This window comes from Staphylococcus sp. HL28, from assembly GCF_021117155.1.
Classification (GTDB): Bacteria; Bacillota; Bacilli; order Staphylococcales; family Staphylococcaceae; genus Staphylococcus; species Staphylococcus warneri.
In genome coordinates this window covers 1,462,069-1,483,037 of the sequence record NZ_CP088218.1, presented here as the reverse complement: position 1 = coordinate 1,483,037, position 20,969 = coordinate 1,462,069, and the positions used below count along the sequence as shown (strand labels likewise).

General features: G+C 32.0%; 20 protein-coding genes. 12 read left to right on the top strand and 8 right to left on the bottom strand.

Translation table 11 applies throughout. The features are described 5' to 3' along the window. Nucleotides 1-433 precede the first annotated feature (433 nt). The 11 genes from LPC11_RS07145 to LPC11_RS07095 all read left to right on the top strand — a co-directional run bounded on the left by LPC11_RS07145 (nt 434) and on the right by LPC11_RS07095 (nt 12,468). Nucleotides 434-1,840 carry an anthranilate synthase component I gene (locus tag LPC11_RS07145; RefSeq protein WP_023375273.1) on the top strand — a complete coding sequence of 469 codons (1,407 nt, stop codon included), beginning with the start codon at nt 434-436 and terminating at the stop codon, nt 1,838-1,840. Then, a complete protein-coding gene (locus tag LPC11_RS07140; protein ID WP_023375274.1) occupies nt 1,837-2,412 on the top strand; it encodes an anthranilate synthase component II in 576 nt (191 codons plus the stop codon). Before LPC11_RS07145 ends, LPC11_RS07140 begins: the two co-directional genes overlap by 4 nt. Beyond that, nucleotides 2,413-3,411, top strand: coding sequence for an anthranilate phosphoribosyltransferase (trpD, locus tag LPC11_RS07135; protein WP_023375275.1), 999 nt, complete (start codon nt 2,413-2,415; stop codon nt 3,409-3,411). Then, nucleotides 3,412-4,212 carry an indole-3-glycerol phosphate synthase TrpC gene (trpC, locus tag LPC11_RS07130; RefSeq protein ID WP_217983612.1) on the top strand — a complete coding sequence of 267 codons (801 nt, stop codon included), beginning with the start codon at nt 3,412-3,414 and terminating at the stop codon, nt 4,210-4,212. After that, on the top strand, nt 4,203-4,823 hold the full coding sequence (locus tag LPC11_RS07125; protein WP_023375277.1) for a phosphoribosylanthranilate isomerase: 621 nt from the start codon (nt 4,203-4,205) through the stop codon (nt 4,821-4,823). Before trpC ends, LPC11_RS07125 begins: the two co-directional genes overlap by 10 nt. A gap of 3 nt (nt 4,824-4,826) precedes the next feature. After that, nucleotides 4,827-6,041, top strand: a complete 1,215-nt coding sequence (gene trpB / locus LPC11_RS07120) for a tryptophan synthase subunit beta (RefSeq protein ID WP_023375278.1) — start codon at nt 4,827-4,829, stop codon at nt 6,039-6,041. Then, nucleotides 6,034-6,759, top strand: a complete 726-nt coding sequence (gene trpA / locus LPC11_RS07115; RefSeq protein ID WP_023375279.1) for a tryptophan synthase subunit alpha — start codon at nt 6,034-6,036, stop codon at nt 6,757-6,759. The genes trpB and trpA overlap by 8 nt, the downstream gene beginning before the upstream one ends. Before the next feature lie 467 nt (nt 6,760-7,226). Then, on the top strand, nt 7,227-8,483 hold the full coding sequence (locus LPC11_RS07110; RefSeq protein ID WP_023375280.1) for an aminoacyltransferase: 1,257 nt from the start codon (nt 7,227-7,229) through the stop codon (nt 8,481-8,483). A gap of 42 nt (nt 8,484-8,525) precedes the next feature. After that, nucleotides 8,526-9,785, top strand: a complete 1,260-nt coding sequence (locus tag LPC11_RS07105) for an aminoacyltransferase (protein WP_002467186.1) — start codon at nt 8,526-8,528, stop codon at nt 9,783-9,785. Between the two features lie 834 nt (nt 9,786-10,619). Next, nucleotides 10,620-11,396 carry an HAD-IIB family hydrolase gene (locus LPC11_RS07100; RefSeq protein WP_023375281.1) on the top strand — a complete coding sequence of 259 codons (777 nt, stop codon included), beginning with the start codon at nt 10,620-10,622 and terminating at the stop codon, nt 11,394-11,396. A gap of 55 nt (nt 11,397-11,451) precedes the next feature. Continuing rightward, nucleotides 11,452-12,468, top strand: coding sequence for an ABC transporter substrate-binding protein (locus tag LPC11_RS07095; RefSeq protein ID WP_023375282.1), 1,017 nt, complete (start codon nt 11,452-11,454; stop codon nt 12,466-12,468). Nucleotides 12,469-12,557: 89 nt separating this feature from the next. Here the strand turns inward: LPC11_RS07095 and LPC11_RS07090 are convergent, their stop codons facing one another. From LPC11_RS07090 to LPC11_RS07070, 5 genes are all read right to left on the bottom strand, one after another. Then, nucleotides 12,558-13,259 carry an ABC transporter ATP-binding protein gene (locus LPC11_RS07090; protein WP_023375283.1) on the bottom strand — a complete coding sequence of 234 codons (702 nt, stop codon included), beginning with the start codon at nt 13,257-13,259 and terminating at the stop codon, nt 12,558-12,560. After that, entirely contained in the window at nt 13,252-14,025 is a 774-nt protein-coding gene (locus tag LPC11_RS07085) for an ATP-binding cassette domain-containing protein (RefSeq protein WP_023375284.1), read from the bottom strand. The genes LPC11_RS07090 and LPC11_RS07085 overlap by 8 nt, the downstream gene beginning before the upstream one ends. 1 nt (nt 14,026) lies before the next feature. Then, entirely contained in the window at nt 14,027-14,842 is an 816-nt protein-coding gene (gene nikC, locus LPC11_RS07080; RefSeq protein ID WP_023375285.1) for a nickel transporter permease, read from the bottom strand. Further along, nucleotides 14,832-15,830, bottom strand: coding sequence for a nickel ABC transporter permease (gene nikB, locus LPC11_RS07075; protein WP_023375286.1), 999 nt, complete (start codon nt 15,828-15,830; stop codon nt 14,832-14,834). The genes nikC and nikB overlap by 11 nt, the downstream gene beginning before the upstream one ends. A 116-nt stretch (nt 15,831-15,946) precedes the next feature. Then, nucleotides 15,947-16,297: a hypothetical protein gene (locus LPC11_RS07070; protein ID WP_023375287.1), complete on the bottom strand. Its 351-nt coding sequence runs from the start codon at nt 16,295-16,297 to the stop codon at nt 15,947-15,949. A gap of 199 nt (nt 16,298-16,496) precedes the next feature. On the opposite strand from LPC11_RS07070, the gene pepF reads away from it, so the two are divergent. After that, nucleotides 16,497-18,308: an oligoendopeptidase F gene (gene pepF / locus LPC11_RS07065; protein WP_023375288.1), complete on the top strand. Its 1,812-nt coding sequence runs from the start codon at nt 16,497-16,499 to the stop codon at nt 18,306-18,308. 119 nt (nt 18,309-18,427) lie between these two features. Here the strand turns inward: pepF and phoU are convergent, their stop codons facing one another. From phoU to pstA, 3 genes are all read right to left on the bottom strand, one after another. Then, nucleotides 18,428-19,075 (bottom strand): phosphate signaling complex protein PhoU, encoded by a 648-nt coding sequence (phoU, locus tag LPC11_RS07060; RefSeq protein ID WP_002451347.1) that lies wholly within the window; start codon nt 19,073-19,075, stop codon nt 18,428-18,430. Between the two features lie 3 nt (nt 19,076-19,078). Further along, a complete protein-coding gene (gene pstB / locus LPC11_RS07055; protein ID WP_023375289.1) occupies nt 19,079-19,954 on the bottom strand; it encodes a phosphate ABC transporter ATP-binding protein PstB in 876 nt (291 codons plus the stop codon). Nucleotides 19,955-20,038: 84 nt separating this feature from the next. Beyond that, complete coding sequence (pstA, locus tag LPC11_RS07050; protein WP_023375290.1) at nt 20,039-20,968, bottom strand: phosphate ABC transporter permease PstA; 930 nt, start codon at nt 20,966-20,968, stop codon at nt 20,039-20,041. Between the last annotated feature and the right edge of the window lies 1 nt (nt 20,969).

Below are 20,969 nucleotides of genomic sequence, written 5' to 3'. Positions count from 1 at the left end.
TTCGAATATAAAATTAAATAGCATTAAAGTGAACAATAAACATTTGTTAACTAAGGTGGCACCACGGTAACGCGTCCTTATTGATTTTACGCGTATCGTGGTGCTTTTATTTCGTACAAAATGTAGTAGTTTATAGCAAGGTAGTGTCAGAAAGTTAGTGGGTGATGTGAACTAACACCACTATAAACGAAATTGGGTTTTGTATTATAACAATTAAATATAAACAATGAGTGAACGTATAATATTCCGAATATTAAGAATATTGCGTTAATTAAGGTGGTACCACGCGTCAGCGTCCTTTTTATAGGAGGCTGATTTTTTATATTTAGCAATCGAAACATTACTTTAAACTTTCAAAGTTGAGAATTACTAACAAAATCAAAATCACCTTCAATAATAACTAACCAACGCAAACATAAAGGAGTGAATTAAATTGGAACTTTATTATGAAAAGTTACAGGCCAATATTACACCAGAAACTTTAGCTCAACTCAAACACAACAAAATCATATTAGAAAGCACAAGCCAAGAAAAACTAAAAGGGCGATATTCTATTGTCGTTTTCGACAGTTATGGCACGGTCACATTAGACAATAAACAACTTCAAATTAATACCCCACAAAAGAAAGAAACTATAACGGAACAGCCTTATCAATACTTAAAGACATTTGTGAATCGTTATTACGATGATATTGAAGATCAAACGTTACAGGAATTACCTTTTATTTCTGGATTTATTGGTTCTTGTAGCTTTGATTTAGTAAGACATGAATTTCCGGTATTAAAACAAATTGAATTAGAAGATCATCCGCAACATGATGTTAACTTTTACATGATTGAAGATGTATATGTATTTGACCATTACAAAGATGAACTTTACATCATTAGTACGAATTTATTTTCTCAAGTTAAACGAGACGTATTGATACAACGGGTCAAAGAACGGATTGAACAGCTTAAAACAATCCAGGTATATCAGCCAAAAGTCACATTTCTAGTTCAAAATAAAGAAATCGAAGCAAACGTGAGCGAACAACATTTTATGAATATAGTGAGTGATTTTAAAAAGAAAATAACTGAAGGGGATATGTTTCAAGTTGTCCCATCACGTATTTATAAATACAAACATCACTTTAACAATCAATTACAAACATTGTCGTTTCAGTTATATCAAAATCTAAAAAGGCAAAATCCTAGTCCATATATGTATTACATTAATATGAATCAACCGATTATTATCGGTAGTTCGCCTGAAAGTTTTGTCAAAGTTCACAATGGCAGAGTCGTCACAAATCCTATTGCCGGAACAATACGAAGAGGCCAAACACCAGAGGAAGATCAAAGCAATGCACATCAACTGATTAATGATGAAAAAGAAAAAAGTGAACATAGTATGCTTGTTGATTTAGGTAGAAATGATATTCATCGAATATGTAAAACGGGCACATCACATATTAAAAAGCTAATGGAAATCGAGAAATATGAACATGTGATGCACATTGTGAGTGAAGTGTCAGGCGAAATTAAAGAAAACATTTCACCTATGTCTGTAATTGCAAGTCTACTGCCTACAGGTACTGTATCTGGTGCACCCAAATTAAGAGCTATTCAAAGAATTTATGAAGTGATGCCACATAAACGAGGCGTTTATAGCGGTGGTATTGGTTATATTAACTGTAATCATAACTTAGATTTAGCATTAGCTATTAGAACGATGATGATAGATGAGACTTATGTCAATGTAGAAGCCGGATGTGGTGTTGTGTATGATTCTGAACCAGACAAAGAATTAGAAGAAACAAAATTAAAAGCTAAAAGTTTATTGGAGGTGTCGCCATGATATTAATCATAGATAACTATGATTCATTCACCTATAACTTAGTGGATATCGTAGCCCAAAATATATTCAATGAGAATGAAGTAAAAGTATTGTATCCGGATGATGACCGCGTTATGCAACAAAATGTAGAAGGTATTATTATTTCACCTGGTCCAGGTCATCCTTTAGATAACGATTTTTTACTTAATATTATTCATCATTATAAAGATAAACCAATTTTAGGCGTTTGTTTAGGTGCACAAGCACTTACATGTTATTACGGTGGTCGAGTGATACAAGGAAAAACCGTCATGCATGGTAAGGTAGATCAATTGAATCTTCAAATACCTTCCCAATTGTATACCGGTTTACCAAGTACTTTTAATATTATGAGATATCATTCGCTCGTTAGCGATATAAATCAATTTCCAGAAACTTTAATCGTGACAGGAGAGACATCTGATTGCATACAATCATTTGAACATATCAATCATTTACATTTTGGTATTCAATTTCATCCAGAATCATTCGCGACGGAGTATGGAGAAGATATAATTAAGAATTTTATTAATTTAGTAGTAAAGGATGATTAGATGGGAATTTTAAAACAATTAGAACAACAACAACATTTAAATCAACAAGATATGAAAGCATTTATTGAATTGATGATTAATCCTCAGATTGAAAATCAAGTCAAATATAAAGCTTTGAAATCATATACAGAAAAGGAAATGCAACAATCAGAATTAACATTTTTAGCAAAAAGTTTAATCAAAACCATGTATGAACAACAACCTGTTTATGAAGGTTCGATGTGTATTTGTGGAACTGGAGGCGACCAATCAGGAAGTTTTAATATATCAACGACCGCTTCATTTGTAGTCGCAAGTGCCGGTGCATCTATCATCAAACACGGAAATAAAAGTATTACGTCAAATTCAGGAAGTACAGATTTGCTAGATCAGCTAAAAATTAAAACAACACCTGTCAAAGAAGTTGTTCAACAATTAAATCAATGTCATTTGGCATTTGTAAGTGCGACAGAATCATATCCAATTATGAAATATATTCAACCTATTAGAAAAATGATACCAACTCCAACGATATTTAATCTTGTGGGACCTTTAATTAACCCATTCAAATTAACATATCAAACCATGGGTATTTACGATCAATCGCAATTAGCAAATGTAGCGCAAACTGTAAAAGATTTAGGACGTAAAAAAGCCGTAGTATTACATGGTGCTGGTGGAATGGATGAAGCAAGTTTGTCAGGTGACAATTTAATATATGAAGTGAATGCAGGGAAGGATATTCAACACTATACGATTAATGCTAAAGATTTTGGATTAAAAAATGCAGCAAACGACACATTAAAAGGTGGCACACCGGAAGAAAATAAAGCTATTGCGGTAAATATTTTAAACGGTCAAGACCATTCGAGTAAGAGAGATGTAGTAGTTCTCAATGCAGGCATAGCTTTATACGTTTCGGAAAAAGTGAATGATATTGCAACAGGTGTTCAACTTTCGCAACAACTCATCGATAACGGAACGGCGATGAAACAATATTTAAGAATGGTGGGGAATTAAATGACAATATTAGACGAAATAGTACTATACAAAAAAGAATTATTATCTAGTCATTATTATCATGAAAAACTTAAAAGTTTAAATATTGATGTTCAATGTAACCAACCATCTAAAAAGAAAACTTTGAAATCAAGTTTAGAGAATGACAAAGCATTATCTATCATTGCAGAAATTAAATCGAAAAGTCCATCTGTAAAGCAACTACCTGAACGTAATTTAACGCAACAAATTAAAGATTATGAATCCTATGGGGCAAATGCCATATCTATCTTAACGGATGAACGTTATTTTGGTGGTAGTTTTGAACGATTACAACAATTATCAAAACAAACGTCGCTCCCTGTATTATGCAAAGACTTTGTGATAGATGAAATTCAAGTTGATGTAGCAAAAGCAGCAGGTGCATCAATTATTCTACTCATAGTAAATATTCTAACTGATAAACAGCTCCATCGTTTATATCAATATGCTTGTCAATTAGATTTAGAAGTATTAGTAGAAGTGCATGATATTGAAGAATTGCAAAGAGCTTACGAGCTTAATCCAGAAATTATAGGTGTTAATAATAGAGACTTAAAAGGGTTTGTGACAGATGTAGAACACACCAATCAGATATTAGCGCATAAAAAAGATGGTTTTCACTATATTTCTGAAAGTGGTATTCACACACAACCAGATGTATCAAAAATTGTTCATTCTGGAATCGATGGGTTACTTATTGGTGAAGCGTTAATGAAATGCGACGATTTAAGTCGATTTTTACCACAATTAAAGTTAAATAAGGTGAAATCATGTATTTAAAATTTTGTGGCTTTAAAAGTAATGAAGACGTACTTAAGGCGATTGAGTTACCTATAGATGCGATAGGGTTTATTCATTTTCCAAAGAGTCGGCGCCACCTTGATTTGAATCAAATTCAGCAATTAGCCCAACTAGTACCTAGTTATATTGATCGTGTAGTAGTTTTAGTTAATCCAGATCAAAGACAAATTCAAAATGTTGTGGCACATACTCATATCAACACAATTCAATTTCATGGCAACGAACCGATAGAAATCATCAAATGGACAAAAACACAATATCCCCATATTAAACTTATTAAAGCATTACCTGCACATCAAAATTTGCTAGATCAACTAGACTATTACAAACAATTTGTTGATTTATTTATCATCGATACACCTTCAGACCAATTTGGAGGTACAGGTCAAATCTATGATTGGCATCTGTTAGATCATATTCAAGGTGTGCCATTTCTTATTGCAGGTGGTTTGACTGATCAGCATATCAAACATATTCAACATTTATCATTGCAGCACATCGGCTATGATGTAGCCTCTGGAATTGAAATCAATCATCAAAAAGATGTAGATAAAATGAAAACAATCGTTAACATTGTGAAAGGAGAATGAACTATGAATAAACATATTCAAACAGACGCAGATGACTTAGGATTTTTTGGACCATACGGTGGCCAATATGTCCCTGAAACATTAATGCCAGCAATCATAGAATTAAAACAAGCGTATGAAGAAGCAAAAAATGACCAAACATTTCAAGATGAATTACAATATTATTTAAAAGATTACGTAGGTAGAGAAACACCATTAACATATGCTAAAGCCTATTCAGAATCATTGGGTGGCGCAAAAATATATCTAAAAAGAGAAGACTTAAACCATACAGGTGCACATAAAATTAACAATGCTTTAGGACAAGCACTATTAGCTAAACGTATGGGAAAACGTAAATTAGTAGCAGAAACTGGAGCAGGACAACATGGCGTAGCCAGTGCAACAGTTGCGGCATTATTTGATATGGATTTAATTGTATTTATGGGGAAAGAGGACATCCAAAGACAACAATTAAATGTTTTTAGGATGGAATTACTCGGAGCTAAAGTGGTTTCTGTTGAAGAAGGACAGGGCACATTGTCAGATGCTGTAAATAAAGCACTTCAATACTGGGTTAGTCATGTTGAAGATACACACTATCTTCTAGGTTCAGCTCTTGGACCAGATCCGTTCCCGACTATTGTTAGAGATTTTCAAAGTGTAATAGGTAAAGAGATTAAAACACAAATTTTGAATAAAGAACAACGATTACCTGATGCAGTTGTTGCTTGTATTGGTGGTGGTTCAAATGCAATTGGAACATTTTATCCATTTATTCAAGACGATGTTAAATTATACGGTGTTGAAGCAGCAGGTAAAGGTAAACTCACTGAAAAGCATGCATTAGCCATAGGTAAAGGAAGCCCAGGTGTGTTACATGGTGCCAAAATGTATTTAATTCAAGATCAACATGGTCAAGTTCAATTAGCACATTCTATTTCAGCGGGGTTAGATTATCCAGGAATAGGTCCAGAACACTCTTATTATCATGATATTGGACGCGTCACTTATACAGATGCAAGTGATGAACAAGCGATGGAAGCATTAATTCGATTTACTAAAGCTGAAGGCATTATTCCTGCTATTGAAAGTGCACATGCACTAAGTTATGTAGAACGATTAGCGCGAACAATGAATAAAGATCAAATTATAGTTGTTACTGTATCTGGGCGTGGAGATAAAGATATGGAAACGATTCGTAAGTATACACAACAAAGAGGTGAGATCAATGAATAAATTATTTATACCTTATATTATGGCAAATCACCAATTGATAGAGAATATGACATTACTTTGTCAAAACGGTGCAGATATGATTGAAGTAGGTGTGCCATTTTCAGACCCGGTTGCAGATGGTCCTACAATCATGGAAGCAGGGGGAAAAGCGATTGAAGAAGGTATTACCATTGATTATATTTTAGAGGAACTAGAATTGCATCAAAATGACATCGACTGTCCGTATGTATTAATGACATATTACAATATTGTATGCCATTATGGTGAAACATCCTTTTTTAAAGCTTGTGAACGTGCAGGTGTATATGGACTCATTATTCCTGATTTACCATTTGAACTTGGACAGCAATTAAAAGAACAAGCGCACCAATTCAATATAAAATTAATATCACTCATTGCAATGACAACATCTGAAGAGCGAATGAAATTGATTGCCAAAAATGCAGAAGGTTTTATTTATACCGTAACGATGAATGCGACTACAGGTAAAGATGGCACATTTCACCCAGAATTAAAATCAAAATTAGACACAATTAAGCAATTTGCAAAAGTACCAGTCGTAGCTGGGTTTGGTATTAGAAATGCGCAACATGTGAAAGATATTTCACAATTCGCAGATGGCGTGGTCATTGGTAGTGAAATCGTTAAACGAGTTGCTAATAATACTACAGAAGAAAATATCAATTACCTTAAATCAATACGGCATGCATTAAATTAGAAAAATTAATTTAATATTTCAATAGAATGTAAATGGAAAGGATATATGTAAATTATTACACGATTTGACATAGATTTTACTGGATTAGTATAAAATTGTGTTGTTATAAGGGAAGTCATTGGCATTAGGTTTGCAAATGCATTAAAATAATAGGTGATAATACGATAATAGTATGAGTTGATAAAAGTTCGACTCATACTATTATTACGTATATTCAATTTAAGTTGTATGACTAAGTATTTGATGAGTCATTGCATTTAACTCATTAGAGTCAGAGTTACGAAAAATAAAAAGTAAAAAAAACAACTTAGATTGGTACAATTAGTTTGATAATATCAATGTTGTTACACACATTGTAAATTAAGAATGGTAGATAGTAACAATGCTTGAATTAAGCATGATATGAACTCAATTCGAATTCTTAAAGAGAGAGAAAAATAGAGATAAACACAATAGGAGTTATGATAATGAAGTTTACAAACTTAACCGCTAAAGAATTTGGCGATTTTACAGACCAAATGCCATATACTCATTTTACGCAAATGGTAGGTAACTATGAATTAAAGCTTGCTGAAGGGACAGAATCACATCTTGTTGGAATAAAAAATAACGATAATGAAGTGATTGCAGCTTGCTTATTAACTGCAGTGCCAGTGATGAAATTTTTCAAGTATTTCTATACTAATAGAGGACCAGTCATCGACTACAATAACAAAGAATTAGTTCATTTCTTCTTTAATGAATTAAGTAAATATGTTAAAAAACACCATTGTTTATATTTAAGAGTCGATCCATATCTTCCGTACCAATATCGCAATCATGATGGGGACATTACTGGTAATGCAGGAAATGACTGGATATTTGATAAAATGTCATCATTAGGCTTTAAACATGAAGGTTTCCATAATGGGTTCGATCCAGTATTACAAGTAAGACACCATTCAGTATTGAATTTAAAAGATAAAACGGCAAAAGATGTTTTAAACGATATGGATAATTTACGTAAACGTAATACTAAAAAAGTACAAAAAAATGGTGTGAAAGTTAAATTCTTATCAGAAGATGAATTACCGATTTTTAGATCATTCATGGAAGATACTTCAGAGTCAAAAGAGTTCTTAGATAGAGATGATAGTTATTATTATGATCGATATAAGCACTTCAAGGATCGTGTCCTAGTGCCATTAGCATATATTAATTTTGATGAATATCTTGAAGAACTCAATAATGAAAAAGAAACCTTAACTAAAGATTTAAACAAAGCAATTAAAGATATTGAAAAGCGTCCTGATAATAAAAAATCACATAATAAAAAAGCAAATCTAGAACAACAATTAGCAGCTAATCAACAAAAAATAGATGAAGCAAAACAACTTCAAGCTGAACATGGCAATGAATTACCAATTTCGGCTGGTTACTTCTTCATCAATCCATTTGAAGTTGTTTATTATGCAGGTGGTACTTCAAATAAATATCGTCACTTTGCAGGTAGTTATGCAGTGCAATGGACGATGATCAATTATGCATTAGACCATGGTATTGATCGCTATAATTTCTATGGCATTAGTGGAGATTTCTCAGAAGATGCAGAAGATGCAGGCGTTATTAAATTCAAAAAAGGGTATAATGCTGATGTTATAGAATATGTAGGAGATTTCATAAAACCAATTAATAAACCTATGTACACTGTTTATACAACTTTAAAGAAATTACTTAAAAAATAAGCATAAATAATAAATTTTTATTAGGAAGGGAATTATCTAATTATGAAATTTACAGAGTTGACAGTTAAAGAATTTGAGAACTTTGTACAAAATCCATCATTAGAAAGTCATTATTTTCAGGTAAAAGAAAATATTGCTACTCGTGAAACGGATGGTTTTCAGGTTGTATTATTAGGTATTAAAGATGAAAACAACAAGGTCATTGCAGCAAGTCTATTTTCAAAAATTCCAACTATGGGTAGTTATGTGTATTATTCAAATCGTGGTCCAGTCATGGATTACTCTGACTTAGGCTTAGTTGATTTTTATTTGAGAGAATTAGATAAATATTTACATCAACATCAATGTTTATATGTCAAAATGGATCCATATTGGATTTATCAAATTTATGATAAAGATATTAAACCACTTGATAATCATGAGAAAAACGATGCACTTGTTAATTTATTTAAGTCTCATGGCTATGAACATCATGGTTTCACAACATCTTATGATAGCTTCAGTCAAGTAAGATGGATGGGTGTTTTAGACTTAGAGGGCAAAACTCCTGCTTCATTGAAAAAAGAATTCGATAGTCAACGTAAAAGAAATATTAATAAAGCGATAAACTACGGAGTAAAAGTGAGATTTTTAAGTAGGGATGAATTTGATCTTTTCTTAGAGCTTTATCGTGAAACTGAAGAAAGAACAGGATTTGCTTCAAAAACAGATCAATATTTCTATAACTTCATTGACCATTTCGGTGATAAAGTATTAGTACCTTTAGCATACATCGATTTAGATGAATACATTGAGTCATTACAACATTCGCTGAATGATAAAGAAAATCGTCGTGACCAAATGATGGCTAAAGAAAACAAAAGTGATAAGCAATTGAAGAAAATCAGCGAATTAGATAAGCAAATTGAGCATGATAAAAAAGAAATGCTACAAGCTAGTGAAATTCGTCAAACTGATGGTTCAGTATTGAATCTTGCTTCTGGTGTTTACTTTGCTAATGCTTATGAAGTCAACTACTTCTCAGGTGGTTCATCAGAGAAATTCAATCAATACATGGGACCATACATGATGCATTGGTTCATGATTAATTATTGCTTCGATAATGGTTATGACCGTTACAATTTCTATGGATTATCTGGTGATTTTACTGAAAACAGTGAGGACTATGGCGTTTATCGCTTTAAACGTGGGTTTAATGTTCAAATTGAAGAGTTAATAGGAGATTTTTATAAGCCAATTAACAAAGTGAAATATTGGTTGTTCACTACATTAGACCGTATTCGTAGAAAAGTTAAAAAGTAATAGACATAGCAAATCTGATGGTATGACTAGGCTGAGACATGTGTCTTAGCCTTTTTTATTTATTGTTTTATAAAGTGAAATTCTACAAATAATTATTATAAAAAGCTAATTTAAAATCATATTGCACCCTACTAAAATTATCATAGCCATAACCCAATGCCTTAACAATGATAGTTATAGAAAATTTTCTAATAAATAAATTATAAAAAGCATATATTAAATGTTTTGGGTAGTTAAATTAATCGATATAGCAAAAGTTATTTATATTGAATCAAATTGCCAATATAATCCAATATAATTGTTGGTGATTGGATATTTTAAATAAAGCCAGTATTGAATAAAAAGTGAACGTCTATAAGATTAATATATTTACATGGCATTGAATAAATTGATGCTGTGAGAGTGTCTCAGTTGCATCGAAAATGACTTTGATGGATAACTGGTCATTAGATGTAAATGCAATACTAAAATAATGTTATGGGTTTTATTGACTAAGATAAAAGTTACTATAGATTTAAGTTTAAATACGATAATCGTTTAACGTTTCATTAATCTGAGATTTGAATTTAAGGAAATGAACATTTAAGAATATAAGTCTTAGCAACAAATGATTTTATTAATCAAAATGTGAATGGATTGGTATTAATTAGTTATAACTGTATATAAGACATGAAGCATAGTATTATATTGATTTTTTAATTTTAGTTTACATAATATATATTATAGGAAGTTATAGATATTCGATATAGGGGACCCTATTCTTCATTATCTTAATATATTTACTATGTTATAATTTATCCATATATTCGTTATTAACATTTAGGAGTTTTGTTTATGAATTTTGTTTTTGATATTGACGGTACCATTTCATTTGATGGTTACCATGTTGATCCACGTATTGAAGAACGTATATTTAAATTACAGCAACTTGGTCATCAAGTGATATTTGCATCTGCACGTCCAATTAGAGATTTACTACCAGTTATACCGGAATTCAAAGATTTTACACTTATTGGTGGTAATGGCTCAATCATTTCTCAAAATGGACAGATTGAAGTGATCAAATCTATTACACAGGATGATTTGCAACTGATTAAAGATATTATTCACGCATATCAATTAAAGTATATATTTGACGATAAATTTAATTATTCAACTAATTTAGATGCAACGTATGAATTATTTCAACGCATTGATCCTAACCATACAGCAAAAGCTTTAGATATGAATGACATTGTTCAACCCATTAAAGCTATCATATTAGATATTCGACAAGATGATTTTGAAGAAATTGCTACTATCTTAGCTGAAAAATCTCATTCATTAGAGTTAATACATCATTTAAATGAAAGTTATATCGATATAACAGCTCAGGGTATTGATAAACATACTACAATTCAAAAAATCATTGGAGTTACAACGGATTATATCGCATTTGGCAATGATCATAACGATATTCAAATGCTAGAACATGCATCACATGGTTATTTTGTCACTAATTTACATATGGATCATACAACGTTTATTAATAATCCAAAAATTACTTTAGTCGACAATACGAATGAAGCAATATGTGAAGAATTGGATAAATGGTTAAATAAAAAGAAATAACATCAATTGATAATGATTCTCAATATCATTTAAAATAATGATAAGGAGGATGATTATGAAAAATACATATAAACTACTTATTATTTTAATCATTGGTATTGTACTTACTGCATGTAGTCAAGCGTCAAATCAATCTAGTAAAAATTCAAAGGACACTGTGAGTATCAAAAATACTTATGAGTTTAAAGATAAAAATAACACCCACTCACATGGTGAAAAGAAAACCAAAATAGTCAAGGTTCCTAAAAATCCTAAAAGAGTTGCTGTTTTAGATTATGGTGCATTAGACATCATGCAACAAATGGGTTTAGAAAGTCATGTAAAAGCAGTTGCTAAAGGTCAAGGGAACGCATTTCTCCCCCACGCTTTAAATGAATTTAAAAGTGATAAATATATCAATTTAGGTAACCCTGGACGACCTAAATATGATAATTTAGCCAAAGCCAAACCAGATTTAATCTTAGCCTCTTTTAGACAAGCACATACAAAAACAATCGATGAAATGAAAAAAGCTGTGCCCGATGCTAAAATTTTATTTGTCAGTCCAGATAATAATAGTTACATTTCATCAATAGAAACAACGACAAATCAATTAGGTAAAATATTCGATAAAAAAGATAAAGCTGAAAACCTTAATCAAGAATTAAAAGATAAAGTAAATGAGACAAAACGTACGATTAATAAGGACAAAGTATTGCTACTAGTTGTTGATGATAAAGGTATGAAAGCCTTTGGACAAACTGGTCGATTTGGTGGTTTCTTGAATAAAGATTTAGGTATACAACATGCGGACAATAACATGAAAGCCAATTCTGCAGGAAATCAAATCAGTTATGAATATTTAAATAAAATTAATCCAGATAAACTATTTGTGATTAATCGAACAAAAGATGGCAATGATCAGCATTTACCTAAAGAACTAAATAATAAGGTTATTAAAAATATAAAAGCGATCAAAAATCATAACGTATATCAATTTGAATCTAATGCTTGGTATTTTGGTGAAGGCGGTAATCAACTTACAATAGATCAACTTGAGCATATTCAAGACGCTTTTGAAGATAAGAAATAATTGGTTAACAAATTCTATATAAAGAAGCCCAAAGTCACTTTGTAATAAAGTTTTCTTTGGGCTTCTTTGGTATAGGTTTATCACATCATTTAATTTGATTCGTATAAAGCTACAAGTTGTTTGGTATAGGGATGCCTATGAAGGCTAAATAGTTGATTGGTAGCAAAATCATCAACGAGCGCCCCATCTTTTAATACAATAATCCGGTGACAAATACGTTGGATTACAGATAAATCATGTGAAATCATGATTAAAGTATATGGTTGTTTACGATAGTTTGCAGTTAAGATATCTAACATATGTTGTTCTGCGACAACATCTAAGTTTGACGTAATTTCATCACAAATTAATACTTTGGGTTTAACTAACAATGTTCGTAGCAGGTTAAATCTTTGTAATTGACCGCCACTTAATTCATGTGGATACTTGCTAAGTAAAGATAACGACAAGTCAAATGATGACGTAGTGTCTTGAATCATTTGATCAATATGCTGAGGCGTATGTCTTTTGTAATACAAGAGTGGCTCAGCCAATGATTGCTGAATAGTTAATTTAGGGTTGAAACTTTCAGAAGCATGTTGGAATACGGGTAAAATATCGTGTGTATCAACATTAATGTAACCAGTTGTTGGTTTAAGTTCGTGTAATAAAAGTGAACTAAGTGTACTCTTACCTGACCCACTTTCACCTAAAATACCAACTATTTCATTATCTTCGATTGTTAAATTGATATGGTTTAATACAGATTGTTGTTTATTATAATTAAATGATATATTGTCTAATTTAATCATGAAATTCCCTCTTTATGTGACTTCTAAATTGAAATAATCGTTGAGCATATGTTGTCGATTGTTTACTTTCAAAATAAGAACGATTGCCACTATCGACAATTTGTCCATTTTGAATTACATCAATTTGATCTGCATATTTAAGAACATGGCTCATATTGTGAGTAACGATTAATAAAGTCTGATGATGATCTTTAACAATATGTTCGAGTAAATCCATTATTTGTAGACCATTTACCATATCTAATGATGCCACTGGTTCATCTGCAATGATAAGTTTTGGATCAAGCATAAGTACGCTTGCAATATAAACACGTTCAAGTTGACCACCAGATAATTGAAAACTATAGCGTGGTAAAATCTCTTCGCTAGATAAATTCACCCATGTGAGTGCTTCTTTTACTTTAGTTTTAGCAACTTGTTTTGATACATCATAATGTGTACGATAAATGGCTATGAGTTGCTTACCTAACTTGGTATGGTCATTAAAACTTTGCGTATAGTTTTGAGAAATATAGCCAATGTCTTTTCCTAATTGATCATCTAATTGTGTCACAGGATGACCATAATATAAGAAATCATCGTATTCAATTTGAAAATCATTAGGTAATTGATTCAATATAAAACGTATAGCTAAAGTTTTACCTGCCCCACTCTCACCAATAATTGCATTGATTTGTTGTGTTTTGATAGATAAATCTACATGGTTTAAAAGTGATTGACCTTTTGAATCATTAATGGTGAGCCCTTTAACTTCTATGATATTCAATTTAGTCACCTCTTCTTATTAGTAATCGATCACGGAGTGCATCACCTGTTAAATTAAAGATTAATATCGTAATGGCAATAATAGTCGCAGGTGCAATGATCATGATCGGATGAGAGGTTATAAAATCACGTCCTGCTTGCAACATTGCCCCCCATTCTGGTGATGGTGGTTGTGCACCTAAACCTAAAAATGATAAAGAACTAATGTATAACACAATCTTGCCGAAATCCACAATAATTAATACGAGAATGGATGGCAATACTTTAGGTAATAAATGCTTAAATAAAATCGTTAATGTAGGTACTTTGAAAAGTTGTGCCATACGAATATACGATTGATGCATTTCTGTATTCACAATTCCTCTTGTCACTCGTGTGTAATTCATCCACTTAATCACTGTAATGGCTAAAACTAAGTTCCAAATACTTGGACGGAAGAAACTTGCAAGTGCAATCATGATGACAAATTCTGGGATACTTAAACCGATATCAATCATACGCATGATGATTGTGTCTATCCAGCCTTTTTTATAACCAGACAGTAGGCCTAGAGGTACGCCAACAATGACTGTAAATATTAAAGTGAGTACAGTGATAAATAACGTAGAACGTGCCCCTACTACGAGACGAGTGAATAAATCTCTACCATAATCATCTGTACCTAATAAATGTTGTGCACTCATTGGTTCAAATGTTTGAGATAAATGTACTTTTAAAGCGTCATCATCATTCACAAACAGTTGCATGATAACAATGATGAACACATATATGAAAAATACATAAAATATCCAATTCGAACGATTAATTTTAAATTTCATGGTGTGTCGCCTCCTTGTCATTACGAGATTGAGACGATTTAGGCCATGATTGCTGGGTTAATCGTTGTTTAGGATCTAAGCAAATACTTAATAAATCCGCACATGTATTAATTATAATCACTAATGTACCTATAAATAATACGATGCCTTGTATCACTGGATAATCTCTAGCTCGAATACTATCGACTAAAAATGCGCCTAAACCAGGTATTTCAAATAAATTTTCAATAACGACTGTGCCACCTACTAAACTACCAACAGAAAGACCAATGAGTGGTATAGTTGGCAATAATGCTGGCTTGAGTAGATCGTGTAACAAAATATATTTTTCTGACATCCCTCTTAACCTTGAAGCTTGGACAATTGGACTTTGATATAAATCCAACAGATTTGATCTAATTAATCTAATGAGATAAGCACACATACCAACACTCATAGTTAGTATAGGTAGAATGTATGAAACCCACTGACCATCACTAGCTGGAGGAAGTAAGTTTAATTTTAAATCAAATATATATATAAGTAGTATACCTATGAAAAATGCAGGTAAACTAACAGATAAAGAGGTGAAAATTCTAATAATGCGATCAATTGGACGATGATAATTGATTGCTGCCAGTATACCTAAAGGCACTGAAATGATGACAGACATGATTAATGTTCCTATAGTGATGATTAGTGTTGGAGGCGCATATGTTGTAATCTCTTGGCTAACTGGCTCGTTAGTTTGATAACTTACACCTAAATCTAAATGTAATATTTGGATCATCCAATGCCACCATTGCGCCAATAGTGATTCATTTAGTCCTAATTTATCTTCGGTCGCTTTGATTTGAGCGTTTGATACTTGCGCAGTGTCTAAATGTAAAATTTTGTCTACTGGATTACCAGGAGATAATTTCATTAGAATAAACGTAATTGTAGATAAGATAAATAATACTATTATCATTTGAAGACACTTTGAAATGATTATTTTAATTAAATTCATATGTATCTCTCCATTAGTTGTCCTATAATATAATAGTTAAAATTAAATGTATGACTTAAATTGTAAAACCCAACTCTGTTAAATACTTTCAGAATTGGGCATATGACCGTTATATGTTAACGGCGACGAAAATGATTCATTTCTTTTTCATGTTCAAATTGTTCATATCGACGCATATCTTTTTCGAGTTGCTTTTTCTTTCTTTCACGTCTCCAATTACGTGTGAAGTACCATAATAAGAAACTTATAATTAAGCTCACAATCGCCATAAAAGCAGCATACCCTAATAAAGGTTGATATGTAATATCTTGGAAATTAGGTATTAAGAATGCTAATACACCTAATACTACAAAAGAAATAACTGCTGCAATAAACCATCTATGTAAGACTAAAGTACAGAAAACAGTTAAAATGATAACTGCTAATATAGAAATCCATAGAAAATTTGGCATATCAAAAATAGTCATAAATGGATTCTCCTTAATTTTAAATAATACTAACATTATTATACTATTTAATTTACTTTAACTAAACCTACTATAGTAGTATTTCTGAACAATTAATTACCGATTTAATTGCGGATTTATGATTGATATGTATCAACTGCGTTTCGGATTTAACTCATGTATAATAAAATTATTGATTACAAACAGGGAGTGAATCATATTGACACAAGGTTTACCAAATAGACAAGCTATACCTAGCATTGAAACATGGGATTTAAAGGATTTATTCCAAAATGATAATGATTTTTACCAAATTTTAGATGAGACGCTAGCATCTTCATTATCTTTTAATGAGCGTTACAATGGTCAATTAACAGCAATTGATACGATTGAACGTGCACTTAAAGATTATGAAGCACTTTTAATACAAATTGATCGATTAGGCAATTATGAGGAATTACGTTTAAGTGTGGACACAACTGATGAAGCTGCACAGACATTAAATGCTAAATTAAATACGTCTTATGGCAAAATCGCAAGTCGATTATCATTTGTAGAATCAGAAATATTAAATTTGAGTAATGACACATTACAACAACTGAAATCTCAAACACAATATCCACATTATATTCAACAATTAATTGAACGCAAACCGTATCAATTAGATCCTAAAGTTGAACAAACATTAGCTAGTCTGTCCCCTACTTTAAATCAACCTTATGATTTATATGGTACAACTAAAATGTTAGATATTGCATTTGAATCATTTAAACATAACAATACAGAGTATCCAATGGATTATGCGACATTTGAAAATGAATATGAGGATCATGCTGACCCTGAATTTAGACAGAAAAGTTTTAAAGCATTTAGTGATGCAATTAGACGATATCAACATACAACAGCTGCAACTTATAATATGCAAATACAACAAGAAAAAATTGAAGCAGATTTAAGAGGATATGATTCAGTTATTGATTATTTATTACAAGAACAAGAAGTGACGCGTGATATGTTTGATAGACAAATTGATGTCATCATGAGTGATTTAGCACCTGTCATGCAAAAATATGCTAAATTACTACAACGTGTACATGGATTGGACAAAATGCGTTTTGAAGATTTAAAGGTTTCAATTGATCCTAGTTATGAACCAGATATCTCAATTGATGAATCTAAATCTTATATTTATGGTGCACTTGATGTACTTGGCGAAGATTACCATTCTATGATTGAATCAGCATACCAAAATCGCTGGATAGATTTCGCTCAAAATAAAGGGAAAGATACTGGTGCGTTCTGTGCTAGTCCCTATTTCACACATTCTTATGTCTTTATTTCATGGACAGGTAAAATGGCCGAAACATTTGTCTTGGCACATGAATTAGGTCATGCAGGTCATTTCACTTTAGCACAACAAAATCAGAATTTCTTAGAATCTGAAGCTTCGATGTATTTTGTGGAAGCACCATCAACAATGAACGAGATGTTAATGGCAAATTATTTATTTAATCATAGTGAAGATCCACGATTTAAACGTTGGGTAATTGGTTCTATACTTTCTCGTACGTATTATCATAATATGGTGACGCATTTGCTAGAAGCGGCTTACCAACGCGAAGTATATCAGAAAGTAGATAATGGAGAATCATTAACAGCGCCAGTGTTAAATGATATTATGCTTAATGTTTATCAACAATTCTTTGGTAATGCGGTAGAAATGACAGACGGCACAGAGTTAACTTGGATGAGACAACCACATTATTATATGGGACTCTATTCTTATACTTATTCTGCGGGCTTAACAATTGGAACGGTCATGTCACAAAAAATAAAAAAAGAAGGACAATCAGCTGTTAATGCTTGGTTAAATACATTGAAATCAGGTGGTAGTTTATCACCAGTTGACTTAGCAAAACAAGCAGGTGTTGATATAACAACAGAAGCACCATTGAAAGATACAATTCGATATATATCTGAATTGGTCGATGAAGCAATTGCCCTAACTGATGAAATTGAAGCTAATTCATAAGTAAAACAAATCCCCTAAATGTAGCTAAGAGCTATCAATTAGGGGATTTTTTATATCTTCATGTTCTAACAAATACGAAGATGAGTCCGTTACATTTAAATTTGGGTTAAATAGGAATTTTAGCGACCGGCTTCGTAATGTTCACCTGTGAGAAAGTAATATACACTTTCCGCAATATTGCTAATATGATCTCCCACACGTTCTAGATTCCTAGCAGCTAAGTGTGCTTGCCCTGCTACAAAAGGATCGTTATCGATTAAATATGTCGTATTAACAATATTGATATATAAGTCATCGATATCTTGATCTCGTTCAATAATTTCTTTAATTAATGTAATGTCTTCATTTTTGACAGCCGTATTTAAATCTTCAAGCATTAACATAGCTAATTTGCCCATCGTCTTTAATCTTGTTAAGACATAATGGTCTGTAATTTTTACTCTGAGTCGAATATGAGCGATGTTTGCGGCGTTATCACCCATACGTTCAAAGTCAGTAGAAATTTTTAAAGCTGCCATCATCATGCGTAAGTCTGTTGCAATAGGTTGTTGTTTTGTAATAAGCATGATGACTTTTTCATTAATTTCATAGTCTAAACGATTGATTTCTTTATCTTTTTCAATCGTCTCTCTTGCGAAAGTTCTCTTATCATCACTTAACGACACTAATGCATTTTCAATATTAAAATAAACACGAAGACCTAGTCGACGTAAATCTTTAATTAAGTCTTCTAGCTGGCCTTCGTATTTTTGTCTAATCACTGCCATATATCAACCAAATCGTCCTGAAATGTAATCTTCAGTTTGCTTATCAGTTGGATTTGAGAAAATTTTATCAGTGTCGTCATATTCATTTACATAGCCGTTCAAGAAGAAAGCTGTTTTATCAGAAACACGAGCAGCTTGTTGCATGTTATGCGTAACCATGATGATAGAATAGTTTTCTTTTAATTCTTGAACAAGTTCTTCGATTTTTAATGTAGAAATAGGGTCTAATGCTGATGTTGGTTCGTCCATTAAAATAACATCAGGTTCAATAGCTAAACATCTAGCGATACATACACGTTGTTGTTGTCCACCAGATAATCCATACGCATTCATATGCAATCTATCTTTTAATTCATCCCATATAGCTGCGCCACGTAAAGATTTTTCTACAATTTCATCTAAAATCTTTTTATTTTTAATACCGTGCGTTTTTGGTCCATACGTAATATTATCGTATATAGATTTAGGGAATGGGTTTGGTTGTTGGAATACCATACCTACATTCGTTCTTAATTTTTCTTTAGAATATTTTGCATCATAGATATTTTGATCACGGTATAAAATCTTACCTGCCGTTTTTACTGAAGGAACAAGTTCAACCATACGATTTAATGCTTTAATGTATGTTGACTTACCGCAACCTGATGGTCCGATAATAGCAGTTACATTGTTTTCAAGAATATCTAAATTGATATTTTGAAGTGCATGATTATCACCGTACCATAAGTCTAAATTTTGAGTAGAGTAAACGACTTTACGTTCACTATCAGAAATTGGATCGTGTTTATCTTGTGTAGTGACTATTGTAGATACGCCTTGATTTGAGTTGTCTTTCAATTGATCTAATTTTTTGTTTTCTTCGACTTTTGTATTAGCCATAATATAAAACTCCTTCTAATTAACTAAGTTGATTTACTGTCTACTTAATCGTAAATAACGTTTCCCTGTTTTTACCACGTTAGCTTAAAATTTCTTACTGAATTTGTTACGGAAGAAAATAGCTAGTCCATTCATTAATAATAAGATTACTAGTAATACGATAATGCCTGCTGATGCGACATTTTGGAATTCTTCTTGAGGCATTTTTGCCCAGTTATATATTTGAATTGGTAATGCTTGGAATTGATCCATAATACCGCTTGGTAAACGTAATAGAATTGTAGGAATACCAATTAAGATTAGTGGTGCTGTTTCACCCAATGCACGAGATAGCGCTAATATGAATCCTGTTAAAATACCTGGTAAAGCTGCAGGTAAAACGACTTTATAAATTGTTTGCCATTTGTTAGCACCTAAACCATAAGATGCTTCTCTTACAGATTTAGGTACAGCACGAATCGCTTCTTGTGCCGCTACGATAATAACCGGTAAGATTAATAAAGACATCGTTAATGCGCCGGCAAGGATAGATTTACCAAGTGATAAAGATTCAACACCCATACCACGAACGAATAATGTAAGTCCTAATAAACCGAATACGACTGAAGGTACACCTGCTAAGTTTGAAATACAAACCTTAACAAAGTTCGTGAATGAATTTTTACGTGCATACTCTTCAAGATAAATCGCTGTGCCCACACCTAATACGATTGAAATTGGAATAATAGTAATCATTAACCATAATGTACCAACTAACGCACCTTTAACCCCTGCCATTGATGGTGTAGAAGATGAAAAGTTAGTGAAGAATGATGGTGTTAAATGCCCAACGCCTTTGATTAACGTATCAATTATTAGTGCTGCTAATACGATTAAACCAATTAATGTACAGGCTAAAAATATACCTTTGAACACTTTATTTTTAGTCATACGACTTGAAATATTTTTATCGACTTGCTTTTGATCGATTAACGTTTTGCTACTGCCATTTGCTGTATTAGTAGTTGTTGCCATT